The organism is Pseudoalteromonas sp. UBA6610, assembly GCF_002433295.1.
GTDB classification, from domain to species: Bacteria; Pseudomonadota; Gammaproteobacteria; order Enterobacterales; family Alteromonadaceae; genus Pseudoalteromonas; species Pseudoalteromonas atlantica.
Genome location: NZ_DJHW01000116.1, coordinates 10486 through 34683, shown reverse-complemented (window position 1 = coordinate 34683; position 24198 = coordinate 10486). Strand labels below are relative to the sequence as shown.

Genomic DNA, 24198 nt, shown 5'->3' with positions numbered 1-24198 from the left:
TCGTTTGGCAATGGTTGTTTATTACGATGCCGCCGCGCTCACCTATTTCTAAATTAAACTCACGAGCTAGGTTATCGTATGGGCGAATACCGGCCGAAAATACAATCATGTCGGTTTCTAGGGTTTGCCCCCCTTTAAAGCACATTTTATAACGGCTGTTTTCACCCTCTATAATTTGCTCTGTCGCCACTGATGTATGCACTGTAACGCCCAGCTCGGTAATTTTATTTTTAAGCAATCGACCACCAGCACCATCTATTTGTACGCCCATAAGTTGTGGTGCAAATTCTATTACATGGGTTTGCAAGCCAAGCTGCTTTAACGCGTTGGCTGCTTCAAGCCCTAATAAACCGCCGCCAATTACTACGCCCACTTTGCTGGCATGTGCAGATTTTTTTATGGCGTGTAAATCGTTAATGGTTCTGTAAACTAGGCAATGCTCACGGTCTTTTCCTGGAATGGGGGGTACAAATGCAAATGAACCGGTAGCCAATATTAACTTGTCGTATTCAAATGTTTTGCCTTTTGCAGTAGTGACTGTTTTTGCATCGCGATTTATATCAACCACTTTAGAATGAGTATGAAAGCACACTTGCCAATCTTGATAGGTTTTACTGCAGGTAAGTGCTAAATCGTCTTCGGTTTTACCTTTAAAAAAAGACGAAAGCTGTACGCGGTCATAAGCGAGTCGGTCTTCACCGCTGAGTACGGTAATCTCCATATTTTGAGTATCACCTTGTTGTGATACTAGCTGTTGTACAAAATGATGGCCAACCATTCCATTTCCGACAACTACAACACGCTGCTTGCTTGGCATTAAAATCACCTGTTTGATTTAAAATACACTTAACTTTAGATGGGTACTTTAAATGTATAATTTATTATGTGTTGGTTATAGCAATATGCAAGCCAGATATATAATGAATATATTTCAACAACTTAACTAAGTTAATGCAGTAAAAAAGAAGTGAAAGCACCACAAGCTGGCGCTATTGCACCAACTTGTAACGCTTTAAATTAAATAACGAGGGTTTAGGTTAAATACTTAAAATTTAGCGCTTACCCATACCCACAGTTTTTGGGTATCAACTTTGCCTGCAGCGCTATCTCCTGCTGAATAATCGGCATATTTTGCGCCTACAGCATAGGTTTTATTAATAGGCTTTACGTATTGTACGTTTAGCTCTGTGCCTAAATCATCAACGCCATTGGCGCTATCGTTGGCATCAAAGCTGTGATACGCCAACAGCCATTTACCGCCGTAAGCTTTACCATTTAAACTTACATAAGTGTCATCAAGCCCTTGTGCTGGGGTTGCTAAAAACGTATCGGCCCAGCCATTAAATTTATGCATTGTGGCAAGCGGCGTGGCAAAACCATAATCGCCGTTATCAGAACCCAGTGACTCAATACCAGCTTTTAATGTAACGGCTTCAATACCTAAACCGCCTAAATCTATCCCCCCTTCAAATGCATAGTAATCAGCGTCAAAATCACTCATGCTCGTTGATGCTGATTGCGTGGCGTACTGTGCTTTATAGTAAAATTTAATCTCGCTGAGCGTTTTATTACCATTAAAAGAAACACCATAAGTATCTAAGCTGTCATTATCTATTGCATCGTCACTTAATAAATAGCTGTATAAAACCACCTTACCTAGGCTTGTTTTAAAGCTTGCATTGATAAGATGATCGGATGCATCAATATCTTTGCTATCGGCAAATATACGGTTGCGCTTACTTATGTAGCTATAGTGCAAGTTAATATCATTAAAGGTGTAATTTACTGTTGCAGCATCAAAGGTTTGCCTGTCTTGCCTAAAGCCAACGTGGCCTACAAAGCGCTGCCCATCAAGCGCTATTACTTGCCTACCTACTTTAATTGATAAAGCATCTTTTGCGTACTTAACAAAAGCCTGATCTACCTCTGTGGTTTCAGGGTCAGCTATTACTGAGTAATTTGTATTTTTACCCAGCGTATTGTTGTAATCGTCTACACCTAATAGGCTTCGGCTATCTTCGACCTCTAATAAAGCAGAAAAGCCATTCACTTCATCCGTTTTATGAGTAAGGCGTGTACGCAGCGTTAAGCTACTGGCATCTTTTAGTCCGTTATCTTGCTCTGCACTTTCATAACGCAACCTAAAATTAAGGTCGGTTTGCGCTGCAACACTAATAGAAGGCGCAGCAATGCACCCTATCATTAAAATAATAGGTAAGTTATTTTTATAATTTAACATCTTGGTCTCTTAGTTTTTAATTATGAGCACGCACAATAAAATGATAAATAAACACAGCGAAATGCTCTTCCAGAGTAATACTGGATCGCGTTTCATTATTGAAATTTTGTTGGCTGAGCTCTGTAAATGTGGATTAGGTTTACTAATATCTGTTAAAAACTCAGAAAATGCGTGGTATCTGAGCGCTGGTTTTGGCGCAAGTGCTTTCATTAAAGCCTGATCTAACCAAAAGGGTATATCGGCTCGGTACTTGCGAATACTTGTGTATTGCCAGTGGCTGTAATCAATAGGGGTATGACTTGCCGGTAATGTTTTATAAGGCAGCTTCAAGCACAATAACTCATAAGCAATCACCCCAAGCGAAAACATATCGCTTTTAAAATCGGCATGCAGCGAAATAAGTGTTTCAGGAGCCGTATAATCTATAGTCCCTTGCGGGCAGTCATCGGCTATTTGCTTAACCGACTCATCCATAGCCGCAACACTTACAGTACCGTAATCAATTAACGTAACTTTACCGTGAGCATCTATCATCACGTTATCGAGCTTTAAATCACGATGTACCATATCTAATCGCTGAAATGCCCTTAGCGCATGCACTATTTGCTCTACAATACTGCGCACTTGAGCTATTTCTAAATAAGGGACGTCGTGCTTATAGTCACTGAGGGTTTGTCCGTCCATGTACTCACAAATATGATATAAAAATCGGCTTTGCGATTGCGTATTTAAAACCTTCATTACATTAGGATGATTAATACGTTGCCCTACCCACCCTTCGCGTATAAAGCCTTGAAGGTAATGTATATCGTCTTCAAAATTAACCGAAGGTGCCTTTAATACAACGGGGGGTGCATCAGGTGCTTGCTGTACCAAATAAATGTGCGATCGGCTGCTTTCGTTGATTTTACGAATAACCGTATATCCATCAATTATTTGGCCAACCTCTAATGCGGGTGGTATTTTTCGCTGCGTTAACGATTGATAAAGCTCATCTAGATTTTGCTGCGCAATGCTATTTACCTTCACTAATAAACAACTCACATTATCATCACTGCCTTGTGCTATAGCGCGTGAGGTAATGGCCTTTGCTGCCTGCTCTAAGTTGTTATGGGCGTTTATTTCGTTGGCAATTTCACTATAGGGCAATACATCATGCACACCATCGCAAGTCAGTATGTAAATATCACCGGCTTTTAGGTCAACTTCGTAAACATCAATTTCTTGATGTGACTGCGCGCCTAAAGCACGAGTGAGCGTATCATTTACTTTATGATCCCGCGTTATCGCTTCCATTTGATTATCGCGTAAACGCGTAATGCGAGTATCGCCTAAATGAAATATATACCCCGTAGCTGATTTTAATATAAGCGCCGTAAAGGTGGTCATCCAATCTGCTTGGCGTTGCCCTAAGTGGTTATAGTTAACTGATTGCGAATATAACCACTGATTTAAGCTAGCTAAAACCTTAGAAACCGATTTTTTGACCGCCCAACTGTCGGGTGTATTTAAATACTCATTTATAAAATGAGTAACACTGAGCTGCGATGCTTGTTTGGCATTTTTAGCTGATGAACACCCATCCGCTAAGCACGCAATAGCGCCTTTTGTTTCTTGTTGTTCGTGCTCAGTATTTAAAGCAGCAAACGCATCTTGATTTTCATCTTTTATGCCCGCGGCACTGTGCCCACCAAAAGAAACATCTAGCGTATTATTACGAACTTGAGCGTGTTGGGTTTCATCAAACATGGTTAACGCTGCCTTAAGTCACTGAAATAAGTTCAACAGAGCCATCTTCGTTTACTTCTGTGATGTGCCCATCTGGCTCTTTCATGAAAAATAACGCCCCTAAACCTAACAATGCACTGGCAGCAATAATCATAAAGAAAGTTTGGTAATCCACTAATGAGAGCGCCGTTAAATACACCACCGCGCCAACGTTACCGTAAGCGCCTGTCATACCTGCAATTTGCCCTGTTAAGCGGCGTTTGATAAGTGGCACAGCAGCAAAAACCGCTCCCTCACCAGCTTGCACAAAGAACGAACACGCCATGGCAGCAGCTACTGCAAGCCAAAGTGGCCAGCTAGCGTCAACTAAGCCCATAACAAAGTAGCCAACAGCTAACCCTGAGGTAAGGACAATAAGTGTTTTACGACGGCCCATTCTATCTGAGATCCAACCACCACCCGGGCGCGAGGCTAAATTCATAAACGCATAGGCAGAGGCCAGTAAACCTGCGTACACCATATCGAGGCCAAATACTTCCATGAAAAATAATGGCAGCATAGATACAACGGCCAGCTCTGAGCCAAAGGTGGTAAAATATAAAATATTAAGTACAGCTACTTGTTTAAATTCGTAGCGGTGTGATTCTGGCACGGGTTGTTTAAAGATATGTCCGTTTATATCAAAGGTTTTATATACCTCGTAGGCGTATAACAGCACTAAAAATGCATAAACGGCTAAAACAAAATTGGCAGAAATTAAATTAGCGCCTGTAGGAGACAACTTCCAAGTAAGCAAAGCCAGTGCGCCATACATAGGTAATTTCATAATAAGCAATAATACAAAGTCACTTTTGCTGGTTACTTCCATTGCGCCTACTTTTTTAGGCTTAAAGTACGTCCCCCCTTTTGGTGTATCGGTTACGTTTATGTACCAAATAACACCAAAAATAACGCTAAGTACGCCTGTTAAACCAATGGCATAGCGCCAGCCATCGTCACCGCCAAACATAAGCGCTAATACAGGTAGTAACATGGCAGCGGCAGCCGAGCCAAAATTACCCCAGCCACCATAAATACCTTCTGCTGTACCAAGCTCGTTTGCCGGGAACCACTCGCTCACCATACGAATGCCCACTACAAAGCCTGCTCCAATAAAGCCTAGTGCAAAACGCGCGATAGCGGCTTGCTCAAATGTAGTGGCCATAGCAAACATAAAACACGGTATGCTACATAAAATAAGTAAAGCGGCATAAACAATACGCGGGCCAAACTTATCTGTCAGCATGCCAACAACAACACGCGCGGGAATGGTTAAGGCCACATTTAAAATGAGCAGCGTTTTTACCTGTGCCATAGTTATACCTAGCGAGCCCGCTATTGCCCCTAATAATGGAGCATGGTTAAACCATACAAAAAAAGAGATAAAAAACACCATCCAGCTTAAATGTAGTATTTTCATTTTTCCGCTAAACGATATGAGATTAAACCCAGAACTCGGTTGCATGTTTTTTTCCTTGTAACGATTATTATTTTAAGCAGTGAGTACGACTTTGGTAGTAATAACACTGCGACGATTGTTAAATTAACGTTAACCGCCTTCAGCAATTACTAAGCCAACAATTAATAGGTAGGTTTTTCAGTTACTTATATTTTTGGGAATTAATATTTATTTCGCTTTGCACTATTTAAGCAGCTTTGTTGGGCGTAAACAGTGCAAAGAATTTTTAAGCTTTACTTGCTCTAGGTTTTAACTAATTGGTATTGTTAAAAAAAATTATGAGAACTCATTAATGCAAAAACCCCCTTTAACGTATCAGCAGCAATTACGCTATTCTCGCCATATTATGCTTCCTCAGCTAGATATAGATGGACAAGAAAAAATATGGCAAAGTCATGCTCTTATTGTGGGGTTAGGTGGATTAGGCTGCCCAGTTGCGCAGTACTTAGCGGCATCGGGCGTAGGTACGTTAACGCTTGTAGATAACGATGTGGTTGATGCAACTAACTTGCAAAGGCAGGTGCTCTATAAACAAAGTGATGTTGGGTGCTTAAAAACCCACAGTGCAAAAAAACAGTTAACTCAGTTAAATGATGAAATAGAGATCCACACTATTGATGAATTTTTAAATGAAAATTCGCACCTTGAACAACTACTTAGCAAAGTAGATGTAGTTATTGACTGCACTGATAACTTAGCAACACGTAATTTGCTCAACAGCGCCTGCTATAACACCCGTACGCCCTTGGTTTCTGGCTCTGCCATAAGGTTAGAGGGACAAGTAGCTTGCTTTACAATGGCGCCTAATAGCCATTGCTACGGGTGTGTGTCACAGCTTTTTGGCGAACAAACTCAAAGCTGTTCAGAGTCAGGCGTGCTCTCTCCTATTGTAGGGCTTATTGGCAGTATTCAAGCGACTGAAGCACTTAAAATTATTGCAGGACTGCCTAGTAAACTCACCGAGCAGCTATTACTTGTAGATGGTTTGAGTATGGAGTTTAACCGTTTTAACATTGTTAAAAATAAGCACTGCCCTGTTTGCAGCGCTTAATTTAGTACATGGTAAATACATGACTGCTTTTTAGAGCCTAATTTAGCGTTTCTACGTTATTTATTGTCAAATAAATCTGCTCGCCTAGGCTTACAGCGCTTTGCTGCCATTGCCTTTTAGACACCGCGCAATACAGTAATTGCGTATCTACATTAACAGTTAGCAACCATTGCTCATCAAGCTGCTGGGCATTTTCAAGTATACCTATTAGCACGTTTGCACTGCTCTCGTTAATTGGTTTTACTTTGTTGTAGGTTATTTGGCTGCTTTCTATAATTAACTTATGGTTTTGTTTTACCAGCGAAGGCACTGCATATAAATGCTGTTGGCTATTACTAAGAGTAAGCTGGTAAAGACCAAAAGCCTCATTAAATTCAGGCTTACTATAACTAAGTATACTGAGCGGCGTTTGGCTCTTATTTGTATAAATACTTTGCACCACTTCTTGTGTTGCACCGCACTGGAGCACGCTGCCTTTCGCTATATGAAGTAATGTATCGCTGCAATAAAGTAGCTCTTTTAAAGAGTGGCTAACAATAATAAATTTAATACCATGGGATTTATTAAGTTGCTGAATAGCCCCCAACATAGTAAAACGCGTTGACCAATCTAAGGCGCTAAATGGCTCATCAAGTAAAACAACAGATTGCCCACTTAGTAGTGTTCTTGCAAAAATTACGCGCTGGCTCTCCCCGCCCGAAAGCCCCGACACATCACGATTTAGTAATGGGTTTAATGCTAATAAATCAATTACCTGATCAGGCGTTAGGTTGTTACTTTTATTTTTACAATGCTTGTGAGTAAACAGTAAATTACCCATCACATTTAAATGTGGAAATAACGGGCACGACTGCAGCTGTAAAGTAAGTAGGCGTTTATCGGGCCTTAAATGGGTAATATTATGATTATTTATACACACATTTTGCGCCGTAGTAAGCCCTGCTATCGCCTGTAATAAGCTCGATTTGCCAGAGCCCGAAGGGCCAAACACCCCTAAAATATCAAATTGATTTATAGCTAAATCAACATGTAATTCAAAATCGTCCAAACGTTGATGACATTGTATTTTAAGCACGATTAGCAGCTCCGTTTATCACGGTTTTATTAAATTTAAACAACAATACTAAACACGCAAACGAGATTGCTAGCAATACCAACGACAATTGGTGCGCTGCCCCATAATTAAGCGACTCTACATGGTCGTACAATGCAATAGACACCACTTGGGTTTCGCCTTGTATATTGCCACCAATCATTAGCACTAAACCAAATTCTCCTAATGTATGAGCAAAGCCCAGTGCAAAGGCACTACCTATGCTTGGCTTTAATAGCGGTAACGTTAAATACATAAAACGCTTAAACGGGCTGATCCCCAAGGCAATAGCAGCTTGATTATAAGTAGTATTTATTTGTTTAAAGCCCGCCAGTAACGGCTGCATCACAAAAGGGAGAGAGTAAAATAACGAGCCAATAACCACCCCTTGAAAACTAAACGCGAGCTGCGTACCCGTTAGCCAAAACCAAAACTGGCCAAATGCATGAGTAGGTGAAAACAATACCAATAAATAAAAGCCCATTAGCGTAGGCGGCAGCACCAAAGGCATTGCTATAAGTGCTTCTAATATAGGCTTTAACTTACCTTTATAACTGGCTAGCTGCCATGCAAGCGGAATGCATATAATCAACAAAATAGCAGCCGTTATAAAGGCAAGTTTAATTGTAAGCCACAGCGCTGTTACATCACTTGCTAACATCACTTTCCTTTGCTTTATAACCAAGCTCTAATAATGTTTTTGCGGTTGAGGGGTCATTTAAAAAAGCCATAAACTTTTTAGCTGTTGTTAAATGCTTAGTCGCGCTTATGATAACGCCTTGCTGCGTTATTTCAGGGTATTTTTCAGGTTCGATAAGCGTGTAATTTAAATATTTTTTATTTTTAGTTTTGCGATACGCCGACTTTAACGTAGATAACGCGACCAAGCCTTTAGCGGCATTGCCTGTTTCTACAAATTGAAACGCATGGGTAATATTATTTCCATACACAAATTCATACGGTGTTTTTATATAGTTTTTAGCATAATGCGCCGATGATTGCCCATATGGCGAAAACCTTGGATTAGCAATGGCTAATTTATGATTAATAACTGAGTTGCTTGGCTGCCACAGCGCTAATAAACCTATCGCATAGGTGGTTAAGCTATTTTTAAGTGCAAAGCCGTCTTTGATCAGTGCGTGTGGGCGTGCAGCGTCGGCTGATAAAAAAATATCGTACGGTGCACCATGCATAATTTGTGAGTGTAATACGCCGCTAGAAGCAGCTGATATTTTAATATTAATATTTTTCAGGGCTGGGTTAGTTACCAGCGTTTGCAGCACAGGTTTAAAATTGCTCGCAACGGCTATATGCAGCGTTTCTTTTGCGTTAAGAGGATTGCTAAATACCACTAACAGTAATAACAAATAACCACACCATGTATTGTAAAGCTTAAACATTATAAGTATTGTTTTAAAAATCAGACACATTATAAAAAACAATATATATGAACGATGTATGCAATGCACCTGGTTTATTACCAGTAGAAACCGCAATCAGTAACATGCTAAGCGCTATTAACTTTGATAAAGCCGCAGAAACCATTTCAATAATGCACAGTGTTGGCCGTGTTTTAGCAAACGATATTAAATCCAATATAAATGTGCCTGCTCACGATAATTCGGCAATGGATGGCTATGCACTTTGCCTAAGCGAAGGGCTAACAACTTATCAGCAAGTAGGCAGTGTATTTGCTGGGCAAACCTTTAAAAACACCTTAACACCTGGGCAATGCGTTAGAATTATGACCGGCGCTGCCCTGCCCCCTGGCGCTAATGCGGTAGTTATGCAAGAAAACGCCAGCGTAGATAACGACAAAATAACATTTACAGGTCATATTGAGCTCAATAATAATGTGCGCTTTGCAGGTGAAGACATTGCAAAAAATAGTGTTGTTTTTAAAGCGGGCAGAAAACTAAAAGCGGTAGATGTAGGCTTACTTGCCTCTATTGGTATTAACCAAGTAAGTGTATATGAAACACTAAAGGTCGCGGTTTTTTCTACAGGGGATGAACTTATAGAGCCTGGCAATGCCCTTCCTGCAGGTGCTATTTATGAAAGTAATCGCGCTGTTATATTAAGCGAGCTTAATGATAACAATATAGAAGTGATTGATTTTGGGATAATTGCCGATGATAAAACGCTCATTAAAAACACGTTTTTAAAAGCAAACGAGCAAGCCGATGCCGTAATAAGCTCTGGTGGTGTATCGGTTGGCGAAGCCGATTTTACTAAAGAAGTATTAAATGAAATTGGCGATATTCATTTTTGGAAAATTGCCATGAAGCCGGGCAAACCCTTTGCTTTTGGTAAATTACCTAACAGCTACTTTTTTGGTTTACCAGGTAACCCCGTATCGGCAGCCGTTACGCTTGAGCGACTTGTAAAGCCAGCCCTTACAAAGCTTTCAGGAAATGAACATACTGCCAAGTTACGTTTAAAAGCAACCACCACAGCGCTGATTAAAAAGCGCCCCGGCCGTACCGACTTTCAACGTGGTATTGCCAGTACCGACGAAAACAATAACCTACTGGTAACGCCTATAAATAAGCAAGGTTCGGGGGTACTCTCATCGCTTAGCCACGCTAACTGCCTTATTGTGGTGCCCGCCGAAAGTGGCAATATTTCAAAAGACGAAACCGTAGAAATAGAGTTTTTGTAAAGCTAAAAATGCTACAGCTAACTTTATAATATAGCTGTAGCACTGCTGTTACTCTTAAAATATTTTAATATTGAGTGTTTGAATTAAACAATTTAGCTTTTCGCTACGTCCTACAAAATCTGCTTCGCTAAGTTTTTTAACACACTTTAGCGCATTTTTAGTCGCAAAGTATCTATCATAACTGAGGCTTCGCTCGCATTTTACGCTATACGTTGAAGGCCAACTCCCACCGGCACCAGTTGCTATGCCAACAACATTACATGTTGCATCTATATAGTGCTCCCATGCTTTTATTTGCGCTTTAACTGCATCTACTTGGTAGTCGTCATTTAGTTGCGGGTAGATTTCATTCATCATTTTACTGATTTTAATTTTGTATCTGTTGCCCTCTAAATTATAAATATTGCCTGTGTGCATTGCACCGCCTTCTGGCCAGCCATCTGCGCTTTCTCCAAGTGCACCAAACGATGAAACTGTAAAAGCTAACCCAATAACCATTTTATTCATTTTAAATCCCTTTATTTTTTTGAAACTAAGTCCTTAAATTAAAAATAAGAGCTTATTCATATTTTACAAAAATAATAAATAGATTAAAAACATTATGTTTTAGCTTTGCTAATTAATTTGAACTCTGGCTAAGATATTTACTAACATATTGAATCATGGTGATATTTAAATTTATTTTCTCTAACCAGAAATTTTAAGTAAATCCAACGCAGTTAGCGCTTAAAATGGCTGATAGAGATAGGTTTATTATCCAGAATTCAGGTTAATTTTGTTAAATACTATTGAGGTACTCTTACAACGCCCTCCATAAGCACACGAGCACTGCGGCTCATACTTGCTTTGGTAACTTGCCAATCTCCAGCTATTTTTTTAGCTTCTGCGCCTACCTTTAGCGTGCCAGAGGGGTGGCCAAAGTTAACTTCGTTTAATGTCCCGCCACCTGCGGCCACATTAACAAGCGTACCTTCAATAGCCGCGGCTGCGCCAATAGCGACTGCGGCTGTGCCCATCATAGCGTGATGAAGCTTGCCCATAGACATAGCACGTACCAATAAATCAATTGTTGTAGCTTCAATAAACTTACCACTTGACGCGTTGTAATCTAATGGCGCTGCCACAAAGGCTACTTTAGGTGTGTGTTGGCGTGTTTGCGCTTCGTTAATATTAGCTATTAAACCCATTTTTACTGCGCCATAGGCACGAATAGTTTCAAGCTTTTTAAGTGCGTCAGTATCGTTATTAATATCGCTTTGCAACTCAGTGCCACTATAGCCAATATCCGCGGCATTAATAAATACAGTAGGAATACCCGCGTTTATCATGGTTGCTTTTAAAGTACCAACACCTGGTACTTCTAAGTCATCTACTACATTGCCTGTAGGGAATAACGCCCCTTCACCATCGGCGGGGCTTAAAAACTCTAGCTTTACCTCGGCAGCAGCAAAGGTCACGCCATCAAGTTCAAAATCGCCAGTTTCTTGCACTTCGCCATTGGTGATAGGCACATGAACTAAAATGCTTTTTTTAATATTAGCCTGCCATACTCGCACCACGGCTACACCGTTATCGGGTACTGTGCTTTTATCAACTAAGCCGTTCGTTATAGCAAACGCACCTACTGCGCTGGTTAAATTACCGCAATTGCCGCTCCAATCTATAAAAGGTTTATCTATTGCCACTTGGCCAAATAAATAATCCACATCGTGGTTAGGTTGCTCGCTTTTACTTAAAATAACCGTTTTACTAGTACTTGATGTTGCACCGCCCATTCCATCGGTTTGTTTGCCATATGGGTCGGGGCTACCAATTATGCGTAACAGTAAATTGTCGCGCGCCTCACCTGCCACTTGGGCAGGTTTGGGTAAGTCGGTTAACTTAAAAAATACACCTTTACTGGTTCCGCCGCGCATATAAGTTGCTGGCACTTTAATTTGTGGTTTAAACATAATGCACGCCCCTTATGCTGATTGCGTTGCTTCTAAAAAGTCTTGCGCAAAGCGCTGTAATACACCACCAGCGGCATAAATAGAAAGTTCTTCTTGGGTATCCAATCTGCATTTCATAGGTACTGTTAGTACCTCACCGTTTTTACGTGTAATCACTAAATCAAGCGTTGCACCTGGTGTTGGCTCGCCTTTTACATCAAAGCTTTCGCTGCCATCAATGTTAAGCGTTTTGCGGGTAGTGCCAGGTTTAAACTCAAGCGGTAATACACCCATACCAATTAAGTTAGTACGGTGAATACGCTCAAAGCCCTCTGCGGCTATAACCTCAACGCCTGCAAGCCTTACCCCTTTTGCAGCCCAATCACGCGATGAGCCTTGCCCATAATCGGCGCCGGCTACAATAATGAGTGGTTGTTTACGCTGCATATAAGCTTCGATTGCTTCCCACATACGTGTGTTAGTACCTTGTGGCTCTAATCGTGCGTATGAACCTTGTTTAACTTCGCCGTTTTCATCACGCACCATTTCGTTTAACAATTTAGGGTTTGCAAATGTAGCGCGCTGCGCTGTTAAGTGATCGCCTCGGTGCGTTGCGTACGAGTTAAAATCCTCTTCAGGAACATTCATTTTAGTTAAGTATTCACCCGCGGCACTGCTTGCCATAATTGCGTTTGATGGCGATAAATGATCCGTTGTAATGTTATCGCCAAGTACAGCAAGTGCGCGCATGCCGGTCATGGTTCGCTCACCTGCAAGGGCACCTTCCCAGTATGGCGGGCGGCGAATATAGGTACTTTGCTCGCGCCAGTTGTATAGCGGGTCGTTGTCTTCACCGTAATCTATGGTTAAATCAAACATAGGTTCGTACACTTTTTTAAATTGCTCTGGCTTTACACTTTGTTTTATTACTTCATCTATTTCTTCATCGCTTGGCCATAAATCTTTTAGCGTTATGTCGTTATCATTTTGATCTTTCCCTAGTACACCTTTTTCAATATCAAATCGAATAGTACCGGCAATAGCGTAAGCCACCACTAATGGCGGTGACGCTAAAAACGCTTGCTTAGCATACGGATGTATACGCCCATCAAAGTTACGGTTGCCCGAAAGCACCGCTGTTGCGTATAAGTCGCGATCTATCACTTCTTGTTGAATTACAGGGTCAAGCGCGCCGCTCATGCCGTTACAGGTAGTACAGGCAAAGCCCACAATACCAAAGCCAAGTTTTTCAAGTTCAGGGAGTAATTTTGCTTCTTCTAGGTATGATTGCACCGCTTTTGAACCCGGTGCTAATGACGTTTTAACCCACGGTTTACGCATTAACCCTTTGGCATTTGCATTACGCGCAAGTAAGCCGGCAGCAATTACGTTGCGCGGATTACTGGTGTTAGTACAACTGGTAATAGCAGCAATAATACACGCGCCATCTGGCATTAAGCCTTCTTCGTTTTCAACAACACCAGATATACCTTCTTTGGCTAAATCGCTGGTGGATACACGACGATGTGGGTTTGAAGGCCCAGCAATATTGCGTCCAACGCTCGATAAATCAAATTTAAGCACTCGCTCATATTTTGCGGTTTTTAAACTATCGCTCCAAAGGCCTGCCGTTTTAGCATAGTTTTCTACAAGCGCTATTTGCTCTTCATCACGCCCTGTTAAACGCAAATAATCGATTGTTTTATCGTCTATATAAAACATGGCTGCAGTTGCACCAAATTCTGGTGTCATGTTTGAAATCGTTGCTCTGTCGCCAAGGGTTAGTGCATCAGCGCCTTCGCCATAAAATTCTAAATAGGTCGATACAACACGCTGAGCGCGTAAAAATTCGGTAATGGCCAGCACTATGTCGGTTGCAGTAATGCCTGGCTGACGAGTGCCTGTAAGCTCAACTCCTACTATATCAGGCAGGCGCATGTACGAGGCGCGGCCAAGCATTACGCTTTCGGCTTCAAGCCCACCAACACCTACAGCAATTACACCAAGTGCATCAACATGCGGGGTGTGGCTGTCGGTACCAACTAAGGTATCGGGGAATGCAATGCCATCGCGGTTTTGAATAACAGGCGACATTTTTTCAAGGTTAATTTGATGCATAATGCCGTTACCAGGCGGAATAACATCAATATTTTTAAAAGCGGTTTTAGTCCAGTTTATAAAATGAAAACGGTCATCGTTGCGTCTATCTTCTATTGCACGGTTTTTTTCAAACGCTTCAGGGTCAAAGCCTGCATGCTCAACCGCTAATGAGTGATCAACAATTAGCTGGGTAGGCACAACCGGGTTCACTTTTGCTGGATCACCACCTTTTGCAGCAATGGCGTCGCGCAGGCCTGCTAAATCAACTAAGGCAGTTTGGCCTAAAATATCGTGGCACACCACGCGCGCCGGATACCACGGAAAGTCTAAATCTTGCTTACGCTCAATAAGCTGATTAAGCGCATCGGTTAACATATCTGGCTCACAGCGGCGCACTAAGTTTTCGGCAAGTACGCGTGATGTGTAAGGCAATGTGGCATAAGCACCAGGTTTTATTGCATCTACGGCTTCTTGCGTATCGTAGTAATCCACATTTGAGCCGGGCAATGGTTTTCGGTATTGGGTGTTATTAATTATGGTCATAATATCTATTCGCTAATAGGTGACGGGAAATAAAAGGCAAGAGGTGAGCATATTGCTCACCCTATACCAATCCGCTTAATTAAGTATTATTACGGATTGGTATTATGTGTAACTAATTAGCCTCTTGATTCAATTGGCGTGTAGCTGCGCGCCTCTGGTCCTGTGTAATCTGCACTTGGGCGAATAATACGGTTATTAGCGCGCTGCTCTTTAACATGTGCCGTCCAGCCGGTAACACGGCTCATCACAAATATTGGCGTAAATAACTTAGTTGGGATCCCCATAAAGTGATACGCCGATGCATGGAAAAAATCGGCATTACAAAACAGTTTTTTCTCGCGCCACATAACTTCTTCACACCTAACCGACACTGGGTAAAGCACATCATCGCCCACCTCTTTAGCTAGTTTTTCAGAGAACTTTTTAATAATAACGTTACGTGGGTCTGACTCTCGGTAAATAGCGTGGCCAAAGCCCATTATTTTATCTTTGCGCTCTAGCATACCCATGATTTCTTGCTCGGCGTGATCTGCACTTGTAAAACCCTGAATCATATCCATAGCGGCTTCGTTTGCACCACCATGCAGTGGCCCACGTAACGTGCCAATAGCGCCCGTTACACAAGAATGAATATCAGAAAGCGTTGATGCACACACTCTCCCCGTAAAGGTAGAGGCATTAAATTCATGCTCTGCGTATAAAATTAGCGAGACGTTCATAACTTGCGCAAAAAGCTCGCTCGGTGCTTTGTCGTGTAATAGGGTTAAAAAATGCGCGCCCACTGAGTCGTCATCAGTTTGTGTTTCAATGCGTACGCCATCGTGAGTAAAGCGGTACCAGTAACAAATAATACTTGGAAACACTGCAACCATACGGTCAATCGCATCGTTTGCTTGGCTAAAATCAAGTTCCATTTCTAGGTTACCCAGCATTGAGCAACCGGTACGCATAACATCCATTGGATGCGCGTCTTTAGGAATATTTTCAAGCACGGTTTTTAGTGCATCTGGCAGGCCGCGTAAGCTTTTTAATTTAGCTTTATACTTGGCTAGTTCATTTGCTGTTGGTAGCTCGCCGCGTGAAAGTAAAAAAGACACTTCTTCAAACTGTGCTTTTTCGGCAAGTTCGCTAATATCGTACCCACAATACGTTAAACCTGAGCCTGTTTGTCCTACTGTACATAATGCTGTTTGCCCTGCTACTTGGCCGCGTAAGCCTGCTCCGCCTAATGCTTTATCTACCATGATCTTCTCCTATCTAAATTTGTGTGTGTTATCTATTTTAATAGTTATTATTTGTCAGATTTTGATGAAAAAAGGTTATCGAGTGTGTTTTCGTATGTGTGGTAATCTAAAAATTCGTAAAGCTCGGCGCGTGTTTGCATGTTCTCAATTTCGCTTTGCTGCGAGCCTTCATTTAAAATGGCAGAGTACACATTAAGCGCAGCTTTATTCATTGCTCTAAAAGCACTAAGTGGATAAAGCACCATCTCTACACCTACTTCACTTAACTGCTCTTTGGTGTAAATAGGCGTTTGGCCAAACTCTGTAATATTAGCTAAAATTGGTACATTGATCGCTTTTGCAAATGCTTGGTAGTCGGCAAGGTCGTGCACGGCTTCTGCAAAAATAGCGTCTGCGCCCGCTTCAACACACGCAGCTGCGCGGTCAATCGCCGCGCTTAAACCCTCTTTTTGAAACGCATCGGTACGCGCCATAATGTAAAAATCACTATCGGTTTTTGCATCAACTGCGGCTTTAATGCGGTCAACCATTTCACCTTGGCTTACAATTTCTTTATTAGGGCGATGACCGCAACGCTTTTGTGCCACTTGGTCTTCAATATGAAAACCCGCTGCGCCTGCTTTGGTCATTTCTTTAACGGTACGCGCAATATTAAACGCCCCGCCCCAGCCTGTATCGGCATCTACCAGTAGTGGCAAATCGCTGGCACCGGTAATACGGCGAATATCTTCAAGTACATTATCAAGGCTGGTCATGCCTAAATCGGGCATACCGTAAGAGGCGTTCGCAACACCAGCACCTGAGAGATAAATAGCTTGGTGGCCCATTTTTTCAGCCATCATGGCTGTGTATGCATTAATAGTACCCACCACTTGTAATGGGCGGTTATTCGCAATGGCCTGTTTAAATTTTAATCCTGCTGACATTATTTTCTCCTCACTTTGAACGGTTGCTACATGGAGTAACTTATATTTTTAATCTTACATTGTGACTGTTTAACTGTTACTAGCTTTTAGCTTTTAGCTTTTAGCTTTTAGCTTTTAGCTTTTAGCAGAAAGTGTTGTTTTTTTATTCAACAAATCAAATTTGGTTTGAATATTTGCTTGCGATGCACTGATGTGTCGTTTCATCAGCATTTCAGCAAGTTCACCATCGTGGTTTTCTATCGCGTTAATAATAGCTAAGTGCTCATCAAACGCTTTTGATACGCGCGGACCTACCATGCCCATTTGTACACGGTACATACGTATTAATTGGTAAAGCTCGTTACATAACAAATGGATTAAATGGGCGTTTTTACTGCCTTTAATAATGCGATAGTGAAAGTCTAAATCGCCCGCTTCTTGATAGTACGACTCACCCTCTTTAACACGCTGCGTTTGCAAATGTTGGTTAAGTAATTGCTTTAAGCCTTGAACTTCGTCAGCTGCCATATTGTCGGCAGCAAGCCTACATGCTAAGCCTTCAAGCGAGCTGCGTACTTGGTATACTTCAATTAAACGCTCTGCGGTTAGCGCCACTACTCGGCAACCTACATTGGCTTTACGCTCCACTAAGTAACAGCTTTCTAGGCGATTAAGTGCTTCTCTAAGCGTTGCACGGCTTACACCATAGCGCTTTGCAAGCTCAGGCTCCGATATTTTACTGCCCTGCTGTATGCTGCCCTCTACTATTTCACGGCGCATATCAACAAACACTTGATCAGATGCTGTAGTAATAGGTGTATCGTTTAAAAAAGGTTGCGTCATGGCTTTATAATTAAATTGTCGACAATTGATGGGTTAACTATGTGCTTAATAAAAAAACATGTCAACCCCACCTAGGGTAAAAATGAGTAAAAAACACACTCATTGTCGACACTGTTAATCTAAAGTCGTATAAAATTGCTTTAAAATTAAACTAAAAACACAATGTGTCGACACACCAATAAATTATAAAGCCGCTATTTAACACTGAAATAGTGCGTTAAAAGTGCTAATATCGCGCTTTATTTTTTAATGTACGAGCCAACGCGTGAACGCCAACACTTTTATTCCTGAGCATTTTATTGACGACGTAAAAACCTATTTACCTGCGCACCTCAATTTAGACGACTTTATAAACGCGTGCCGTCGCCCTCTCAGAAAATCTATTCGTGTAAATACATTAAAAATTAGCGTTGCCGAATTTAAACACCGTGCAGAGAAAAAAAACTGGCAACTTACACCCATACCTTGGTGTAGTGAGGGTTTTTGGCTAGAACGTCCAAGCGATGAAGAACAAAACTTAGCATTAGGCAATACCGACTTACATTTAAGCGGCGCCATGTACGTACAAGAGGCAAGCTCAATGCTGCCGCCTATGGCACTAAAACAAAGTATTGAAAGCTCAGATTTACAAGATAACTATGTGCTTGATATGGCATCAGCGCCTGGCTCTAAAACTTCGCAACTTGCCGCAATAATGAATAACCAAGGCGTACTTGTTGCCAACGAGCTTTCGTCATCACGCTTAAAAGTACTTAGCGCTACGCTTAAGCGTATGGGCGTTGGTAACTGTGCGCTTTCGCATTTTGATGGCGTCATATTTGGTAATTATATGTTTGAATGCTTTGATAGCATTTTGCTTGATGCACCCTGCTCTGGTGAAGGTACCGTACGTAAAGATGCCGACGCACTTAAAAACTGGTCAATAGAATCAAATATAGAAATTGCTCAAGTTCAAAAAGATTTAATTAAAAGCGCTTTTTACGCATTAAAACCAGGCGGTACACTGGTGTATTCGACCTGTACGCTTACCCCGCTCGAAAACCAACAAGTATGCGACTATCTACTGAATGAATTTGGCGACTATATTGAGCCGCAATCGCTAAGTGATTTATTTAAAGGGGCAGAAAAAGCCACAACCGCCGAGGGCTATTTACATGTGTGGCCGCAAACATTCGACAGTGAAGGCTTTTTTATCGCTAAGTTTAAAAAACTCGCAAGCTGCAATAACCCAACCCAAAGCGTGAAAAAAGGTGCGTTTCCGTTTAACGAGTTTGATAAAAAACAAACCAGTTCTTTTATGAGCGAGCTTAAAAAACAGTTTGGCTTAAATGCGCTTCCAGGTAAGTTAATGCAGCGCGATAAAGAACTGTGGTTATTTCCTGATGGGTTTGAAGCCGTTCAAAACAAAATAAAATACGCACGTTTAGGTATTCAACTAGGTATTATTCATAAAAACGGAGTAAGGCTAACTCACGAGTTTGCTACCGTGTTTGGTAATGAATGCAAAAGCAATATGTATGCTTTAACAAACGAGCAAGCAAACGACTACTTTAATGGTAAAGATATACGCCTAGAAGACGTTACAAAAGCCAGCGGCGAAGTAGTACTAACCTTATGTGGCTGCCCTATTGGGCTGGGTAAATGGCAAAAAAATAAAATAAAAAACTCTTTGCCTCGCGATCTTGTGCAAAATACCCAGTTAATAAGCTGGGCATAAATCACTCAACACAAAGGGTAACCTGTGCACAATATTATTAAGTCTTTGTTATCATTTGCGGTTAATAAACAAACAAAATTTAGAGTTTTGCAAATTAGTTAACTACACTTACAGGTACTTTCTTCTTCTCCCTAAGAATTGCGAAAGTGTATTTAGTTAGCGCAAGGCTCAACTAAGAGCCATTTGTAGCCCAGAGCTTATACAATGGCTCTGGGTGTTTTACTGCTCTTCTAAATCAAACTCGGTGGTGTGGCCATCGCCGTGGATTAATTGATAACGCGCTAAATCTCCTTGCTCCAGTGTAATTAAGCTAATGGCAGAGTCGCTTACTAGGTACTTTTGGCCTTCACCTTTGGTTTGGTGTTTATCTACTTCCATGTGCCAGCGTTTGGTGAAAAAGTTAAGCGGGCTTTTGGGGCCGTATAATATTGAGTCTAGCTTATCGAGTACATTAATTAGCTTACGCGGAAATTCGTTTTTAATTCCGCTGGCGGTGAGCTGCCATATTCTATTTGGGTGATCGCCAAAACGCTTTTGCACCGAAAAACAAAAAGAATAATGCACATCACCCGATAAAATAAGCGTTTCATTGGGTGTGTCTGTACGCCTAAAGGTATCAAGCAGTTTTTTGGCCGAGCCTTCGTGTGCCATCCAGTTTTCTACATCAACCATAAGCGGCTGGCCGCACATATTAAACGCCGCCTGTATTGCTTCTATTGATTTAACGCCAAACACAGGCGCTGGCGATACAATAATTACTTTGCTGTGGCTCAGTAGGCTTTCTTCAAGCTCTGTTAAGCGCTCCCAATCAAGTAAGCCTGAGGGTTCATTAAAGTTACTTTCGTTACGCCAGCGGTGTGTACGGGTATCAAGCACAACTACTTTAGGTGTGGTGGTAAGCTCATAATGCCAATAGTTAAATTCATTCAGAGGCTTATCAAAGGCTTTAAACTGCCAACTATTGTTGGCGCTACGGCTTTGTTTAAACTCATTTATAAGCGCGCCGGTTTTATGTAGCGCGTCGTTGCCCAGCCCTTGAAATAGCCAATAGCTTATTAGCCCATTATTAATGATGCGTTTACTACTTGGGTTTTGATTTATAGCTTGCTCCCACCCTGCTGTTAGGTTCCAATCATCGGTAACATCGTGATCGTCAAACATCATCAAGGTAGATACATTAGCAAATAAACGCTCTACGCTATTTAAGCCTTTTGCGTAGTCAATTAACGCCTTTTTTTCGGCGTTAAAAATGGTGTTATTTTTTTTATTGCCTTGTGTGTAATGGCAATTTTTAGTATCAACGCATTGCCACGCGGCGGCACTAAAGTTAAGTAAATACAGAGCTATAAATTCTTCAAAGTGAATTAAGTGATTATGCGCTTTTACGCTAGAAAAATGAGGCTCGTCTTTTTTTAGCCAGTACCCAACGCCCAATTTTGAACGTTTTTGCCATGGCGTTTTTGGTAAGTAATGATGGCGGTTAAAAAGCTGCTCATTTATATCTGCTGGTAAATTGAGCTCAAGCGGTTGCTCTTTATAAAGTCCTAATGCATCTATTAGTTGATGAATAGCCAGTAGCATAGGGCCGGCTACATCATCGGCGTAAACTTGGTCTCCGCTAAGCAGTAAAAGCTGTGCGCCCTGCAGTTTATTACTGCGCTGGGTATTTTGCCATTCACTTGCTGATACTAAGCTGTCTTTTGCGGGGTGATGTGCGTTGCGACACGAGCCATGTAAAATATGCGTAAGCTTATTGGCAATTGCAAACGAAGGCGCCGTTTGCCCTTCAAAGCACCAAGGAGTTAAGTCAATTTTTTGCTCGTTAATATGCAATGTATACGCTAATAATGTGTCGAGCGGAAACTGGCTATCAACAGGTTTTATAATTATAAAATGCAGGTAAAGGTGTTTACCTAATGCAATGCTTTGCTGCTCGCTGTAGCTTTGTTGGTTTTCAAGTGTGATTTGGCAATTGCCAGGGCGTGAAGTAGCAAACTGTATACATATACCACTTTGCTCAGCTCGGCGCACCATAGGCCCCATTAATAAAAGTGGGAGTTGCGCCGATTGAGTAGTCATGTGTTAGCCTTTCGCTGCTAATTTAAAAAGTGAATAAAAGTTATCAGTCGTTGCTTTTGCAAGCTCGTTAAAGCTTATGCCTTTAAGCTCACTAATATAGTAGGCAACATCTTCTACATACGCAGGCTGATTTGTTTTTCCACGGTACGGCACAGGTGCTAAATAAGGCGAGTCTGTTTCGATGAGTAACCTATCGAGTGGGATTTGTTTTACAACTTCTTTAAGCTCTACGGCATTTTTAAAGGTAACAATGCCAGAAATAGAGATATAAAACCCCATATCAATCGCTTTTTTGGCCATATCCCAATCTTCGGTAAAACAATGCAGTACGCCACCGCAGTTTTCTGCTTTGTGCTCACGCATTAAGTTAATAGTATCGGCTCTGGCATCACGGGTATGAATAATCAGTGGCTTTTGTAGTTCGTTTGCTACTTCAATATGGCCAACAAAACTGGCTTGTTGTACTGCGTGCGTGTCTTTTGAATAATAGTAATCTAGGCCTGTTTCGCCAATCGCGACTACTTTTTCATGCGATGCTAAATCAATGAGTTGCTGTTTATTAAGGGCATCTTTTTGATCAAGCGGATGCACGCCACACGATGCCGATACATCGTCGTAATGTTTAATTTTTTCAAGCATACTTGGGAATTGATCAAGCGTTACACTTACACATAAAAAGTGCTCTACTTGCTTTGCGCGGGCGTTGTCGAGTACTTGATCTAGGTTTAAATCTAATTTGTCAAAATCAAGACGATCTAAATGGCAATGAGAATCTACAATCACTATACGGCCTGTATGGTTTTGGGTGTTAAATTATACTAACCTGCAAAAATACCTAGTTGTACCAATTTGCAATAATACCTAATCATTTTGCGGGGCTAAACGTGTTGCTACCTGCGCTAAAAAACTCTCATTTACGACTGCATGGATGCAGAAGGTAGAGCAATGCAGGAGCAATTGTCGAGCATAACTAAATAGCGAATTTTTTACCTAGCTATCAACACGTTTTTCCAGCCTTAAAGTAAATCACTTAAGTAAGCGAATGGGTATTAAACGAGTTGGAATAAGCAAGTTAGTATTGCAAGTTAACGAGAGCTAAGCGCTCGCTAACCAGCTGCTTTATGCATATCACTATTAAGCAAATGCGTTTAAAACTACATGGTATATGTAGGATTACCAGAGTTTAACATAGTGCCTAATAGCTTTTCGATTTTAGCGTTTAAATTTGTTTTATCATCTAAAAAACTAATGCCTATACCTGGTGGATTAGAGCTTTGTGCGCCTTGTGGTGTGATCCAGGCAACTTTACCCGTTACCACGTCATCTTCTAGCGCATCAGGTAAAGTCACTCTAAGCGCTAAAGAGTAGCCGATTTCGTAACGCATATTGGTACGTACAAATAGGCCGCCTTTTTTTAAATAAGGCATGTAGCAGCGATAAAGTTCGTCAAGGTTATCTACATCAACTAAAAGCTCTTGCATATGTATTCCTATTTAATGTTACGCAGGGCATGCGCTAAACGCGACACTGCTAGAGGTAAATTAAGCCCGAGTACCTCTGTGCTATTTTGTAAAAATTCATTCAACGCTTGCTGAGCACTTTGGTACGCGTCAAAACTTAAACCCATTATAAGCTGCTGTTTTAATTGCTCGCTTAAAAATAATGTAAAAATGCGTATTAGCTCAGGTTGTTTGTTTATAATATTTACAAGCGGATTAAAATTATGGCTTTGTTTAAACTCAGTTGCAAATTTATATAAAGTATCAATGTGTTGCAGCTGCTCTTGCGCTTGCCACTGTTTAATTAAAAGTGGTTGCGTATAAAATAAAGGCAGCCACACATAGTCACTTATATTTAAATCGGCTAACCAGGTTTTAGCCGCTTCTGGGTTTGCGACTTTAATGTCTGTTTTGGCACAGCGGCTTAAAATGGTGGCAGGTAACTGCGCAGTGTGGCTTGTGGTTAAAATTAAAAAACGGCTATTACTGGGCTCTTCTAAGGTTTTTAATAACGCGTTTGCTGCTGCCGTGGTCATTTTTTCGCAGTTTTCAATAATGGCCACTTTATTACCATTTTGCGCAGCAGAGTGGTTCATAAAATCGCTTATCGCACGAATATCGTCAACACCAATGCTTTGCCCTTCAACTTGCGTTAGCCGTTTATCAGGGTGGTTACCCGCAAGTGTTAATGAGCAACTTTTACACTGGCCGCACGGGGCTAACTTGCTACCTTCGTTTTGCATGTGGTTATTAATATTTTGACATAATAAGCTATTAGCTAATTGCTCGCTTAGCTCAAACTTACCAACGCCTTTGGGCCCGCATAACAACTGTGCATGATGAAAACGCTGCGCTTTATAACTTTGCGCAAGCTGTTGTTCTACGTTATTAAGCCATGGCAATGCCATGTTATTTTAACCCTTCAAAAAAAGTTCGTAGTACATTGGTTATATCGCGGTGTACTTTATCAATACTTTGGTTGGCATCTACGGTTTTTATAGAGCTATCGTCATTTGCCAGCTCAACATAACGCATACGCGTACGCTGAAAAAACTCAATGGCTTCT

Annotated in this window: 20 protein-coding genes and 1 pseudogene; 3 read left to right on the top strand and 18 right to left on the bottom strand. The window is 41.3% G+C overall.

What is annotated here, in order from left to right:
• The 4 genes from B4F91_RS15725 to B4F91_RS15710 all read right to left on the bottom strand — a co-directional run.
• Positions 1–817: FAD-dependent oxidoreductase (locus B4F91_RS15725; protein WP_288635982.1), on the bottom strand; the 817-nt coding region annotated here is incomplete at its 3' end.
• 228 nt (positions 818–1045) lie between these two features.
• Positions 1046–2239, bottom strand: a complete 1194-nt coding sequence (locus B4F91_RS15720; RefSeq protein ID WP_286939200.1) for an alginate export family protein — start codon at positions 2237–2239, stop codon at positions 1046–1048.
• A 9-nt stretch (positions 2240–2248) separates the two neighbouring features.
• Positions 2249–3988 carry a bifunctional protein-serine/threonine kinase/phosphatase gene (locus tag B4F91_RS15715; protein ID WP_286939202.1) on the bottom strand — a complete coding sequence of 580 codons (1740 nt, stop codon included), beginning with the start codon at positions 3986–3988 and terminating at the stop codon, positions 2249–2251.
• 13 nt (positions 3989–4001) lie between these two features.
• Positions 4002–5471, bottom strand: coding sequence for a NarK family nitrate/nitrite MFS transporter (locus B4F91_RS15710; protein WP_273607074.1), 1470 nt, complete (start codon positions 5469–5471; stop codon positions 4002–4004).
• A gap of 286 nt (positions 5472–5757) precedes the next feature.
• On the opposite strand from B4F91_RS15710, the gene B4F91_RS15705 reads away from it, so the two are divergent.
• Positions 5758–6516 (top strand): HesA/MoeB/ThiF family protein, encoded by a 759-nt coding sequence (locus tag B4F91_RS15705; RefSeq protein ID WP_054982671.1) that lies wholly within the window; start codon positions 5758–5760, stop codon positions 6514–6516.
• A gap of 37 nt (positions 6517–6553) precedes the next feature.
• Here the strand turns inward: B4F91_RS15705 and B4F91_RS15700 are convergent, their stop codons facing one another.
• From B4F91_RS15700 to modA, 3 genes are read right to left on the bottom strand one after another with little or no spacing between them, the layout of a single operon-like run.
• Positions 6554–7591, bottom strand: coding sequence for an ATP-binding cassette domain-containing protein (locus tag B4F91_RS15700; RefSeq protein ID WP_286939205.1), 1038 nt, complete (start codon positions 7589–7591; stop codon positions 6554–6556).
• Positions 7584–8270 carry a molybdate ABC transporter permease subunit gene (gene modB, locus B4F91_RS15695; protein ID WP_004587743.1) on the bottom strand — a complete coding sequence of 229 codons (687 nt, stop codon included), beginning with the start codon at positions 8268–8270 and terminating at the stop codon, positions 7584–7586. The genes B4F91_RS15700 and modB overlap by 8 nt, the downstream gene beginning before the upstream one ends.
• Positions 8257–9009, bottom strand: coding sequence for a molybdate ABC transporter substrate-binding protein (modA, locus tag B4F91_RS15690; protein WP_264389651.1), 753 nt, complete (start codon positions 9007–9009; stop codon positions 8257–8259). Before modA ends, modB begins: the two co-directional genes overlap by 14 nt.
• A 47-nt stretch (positions 9010–9056) precedes the next feature.
• Between modA and glp the strand changes: the two genes are divergently transcribed.
• Positions 9057–10271 carry a gephyrin-like molybdotransferase Glp gene (glp, locus tag B4F91_RS15685; protein WP_286939209.1) on the top strand — a complete coding sequence of 405 codons (1215 nt, stop codon included), beginning with the start codon at positions 9057–9059 and terminating at the stop codon, positions 10269–10271.
• Positions 10272–10325: 54 nt separating this feature from the next.
• On the opposite strand, the gene B4F91_RS15680 is transcribed toward glp, so the two are convergent.
• The 6 genes from B4F91_RS15680 to B4F91_RS15655 form a co-directional block, all read right to left on the bottom strand.
• The gene (locus B4F91_RS15680) at positions 10326–10778 is read right to left on the bottom strand and encodes a DUF1311 domain-containing protein (RefSeq protein ID WP_096041876.1); all 453 of its coding nucleotides are present in this window, start codon (positions 10776–10778) and stop codon (positions 10326–10328) included.
• 278 nt (positions 10779–11056) lie between these two features.
• Positions 11057–12223, bottom strand: a complete 1167-nt coding sequence (gene prpF / locus B4F91_RS15675) for a 2-methylaconitate cis-trans isomerase PrpF (protein WP_286939211.1) — start codon at positions 12221–12223, stop codon at positions 11057–11059.
• A 12-nt stretch (positions 12224–12235) separates the two neighbouring features.
• On the bottom strand, positions 12236–14845 hold the full coding sequence (gene acnD / locus B4F91_RS15670) for a Fe/S-dependent 2-methylisocitrate dehydratase AcnD (RefSeq protein ID WP_286939213.1): 2610 nt from the start codon (positions 14843–14845) through the stop codon (positions 12236–12238).
• A gap of 116 nt (positions 14846–14961) precedes the next feature.
• The gene (gene prpC / locus B4F91_RS15665; RefSeq protein ID WP_286939214.1) at positions 14962–16089 is read right to left on the bottom strand and encodes a bifunctional 2-methylcitrate synthase/citrate synthase; all 1128 of its coding nucleotides are present in this window, start codon (positions 16087–16089) and stop codon (positions 14962–14964) included.
• 47 nt (positions 16090–16136) lie between these two features.
• Positions 16137–17015 (bottom strand): methylisocitrate lyase, encoded by an 879-nt coding sequence (gene prpB, locus B4F91_RS15660; protein WP_055253209.1) that lies wholly within the window; start codon positions 17013–17015, stop codon positions 16137–16139.
• Positions 17016–17129: 114 nt separating this feature from the next.
• Positions 17130–17837: a GntR family transcriptional regulator gene (locus B4F91_RS15655; RefSeq protein WP_096041880.1), complete on the bottom strand. Its 708-nt coding sequence runs from the start codon at positions 17835–17837 to the stop codon at positions 17130–17132.
• Positions 17838–18102: 265 nt separating this feature from the next.
• Here B4F91_RS15655 and rsmF point away from each other — a divergent pair, with 265 nt between their 5' ends.
• Entirely contained in the window at positions 18103–19554 is a 1452-nt protein-coding gene (gene rsmF / locus B4F91_RS15650) for a 16S rRNA (cytosine(1407)-C(5))-methyltransferase RsmF (RefSeq protein ID WP_096041881.1), read from the top strand.
• 219 nt (positions 19555–19773) lie between these two features.
• Here rsmF and B4F91_RS15645 read toward each other — a convergent pair whose 3' ends face one another.
• The 5 genes and pseudogenes from B4F91_RS15645 to B4F91_RS15625 all read right to left on the bottom strand — a co-directional run.
• The gene (locus B4F91_RS15645; RefSeq protein ID WP_096041882.1) at positions 19774–21633 is read right to left on the bottom strand and encodes an alkaline phosphatase D family protein; all 1860 of its coding nucleotides are present in this window, start codon (positions 21631–21633) and stop codon (positions 19774–19776) included.
• Between the two features lie 3 nt (positions 21634–21636).
• On the bottom strand, positions 21637–22416 hold the full coding sequence (locus B4F91_RS15640) for a TatD family hydrolase (protein ID WP_029773701.1): 780 nt from the start codon (positions 22414–22416) through the stop codon (positions 21637–21639).
• A 371-nt stretch (positions 22417–22787) separates the two neighbouring features.
• Positions 22788–23114, bottom strand: a complete 327-nt coding sequence (locus B4F91_RS15635; protein WP_004587696.1) for a PilZ domain-containing protein — start codon at positions 23112–23114, stop codon at positions 22788–22790.
• An 8-nt stretch (positions 23115–23122) separates the two neighbouring features.
• Positions 23123–24040 carry a DNA polymerase III subunit gene (locus tag B4F91_RS15630; protein ID WP_286937817.1) on the bottom strand — a complete coding sequence of 306 codons (918 nt, stop codon included), beginning with the start codon at positions 24038–24040 and terminating at the stop codon, positions 23123–23125.
• 1 nt (position 24041) lies between these two features.
• Positions 24042–24198, bottom strand: a pseudogene (locus tag B4F91_RS15625) (dTMP kinase); the annotation flags it as partial.

Bases quoted from the DNA above. Each gene is read 5' to 3' on its own strand.
- B4F91_RS15645 (WP_096041882.1), bottom strand. From the start codon at position 21,633: ATGACTACTCAATCGGCGCAACTCCCACTTTTATTAATGGGGCCTATG.
- B4F91_RS15655 (WP_096041880.1), bottom strand. From the start codon at position 17,837: ATGACGCAACCTTTTTTAAACGATACACCTATTACTACAGCATCTGAT.
- B4F91_RS15720 (WP_286939200.1), bottom strand. From the start codon at position 2,239: ATGTTAAATTATAAAAATAACTTACCTATTATTTTAATGATAGGGTGC.
- prpF (WP_286939211.1), bottom strand. From the start codon at position 12,223: ATGTTTAAACCACAAATTAAAGTGCCAGCAACTTATATGCGCGGCGGA.
- B4F91_RS15710 (WP_273607074.1), bottom strand. From the start codon at position 5,471: ATGCAACCGAGTTCTGGGTTTAATCTCATATCGTTTAGCGGAAAAATG.
- modB (WP_004587743.1), bottom strand. From the start codon at position 8,270: ATGTTAGCAAGTGATGTAACAGCGCTGTGGCTTACAATTAAACTTGCC.
- B4F91_RS15705 (WP_054982671.1), top strand. From the start codon at position 5,758: ATGCAAAAACCCCCTTTAACGTATCAGCAGCAATTACGCTATTCTCGC.
- B4F91_RS15630 (WP_286937817.1), bottom strand. From the start codon at position 24,040: ATGGCATTGCCATGGCTTAATAACGTAGAACAACAGCTTGCGCAAAGT.
- modA (WP_264389651.1), bottom strand. From the start codon at position 9,009: ATGTTTAAGCTTTACAATACATGGTGTGGTTATTTGTTATTACTGTTA.
- glp (WP_286939209.1), top strand. From the start codon at position 9,057: ATGAACGATGTATGCAATGCACCTGGTTTATTACCAGTAGAAACCGCA.
- acnD (WP_286939213.1), bottom strand. From the start codon at position 14,845: ATGACCATAATTAATAACACCCAATACCGAAAACCATTGCCCGGCTCA.
- B4F91_RS15635 (WP_004587696.1), bottom strand. From the start codon at position 23,114: ATGCAAGAGCTTTTAGTTGATGTAGATAACCTTGACGAACTTTATCGC.
- B4F91_RS15715 (WP_286939202.1), bottom strand. From the start codon at position 3,988: ATGTTTGATGAAACCCAACACGCTCAAGTTCGTAATAATACGCTAGAT.
- prpC (WP_286939214.1), bottom strand. From the start codon at position 16,089: ATGGTAGATAAAGCATTAGGCGGAGCAGGCTTACGCGGCCAAGTAGCA.
- B4F91_RS15680 (WP_096041876.1), bottom strand. From the start codon at position 10,778: ATGAATAAAATGGTTATTGGGTTAGCTTTTACAGTTTCATCGTTTGGT.
- prpB (WP_055253209.1), bottom strand. From the start codon at position 17,015: ATGTCAGCAGGATTAAAATTTAAACAGGCCATTGCGAATAACCGCCCA.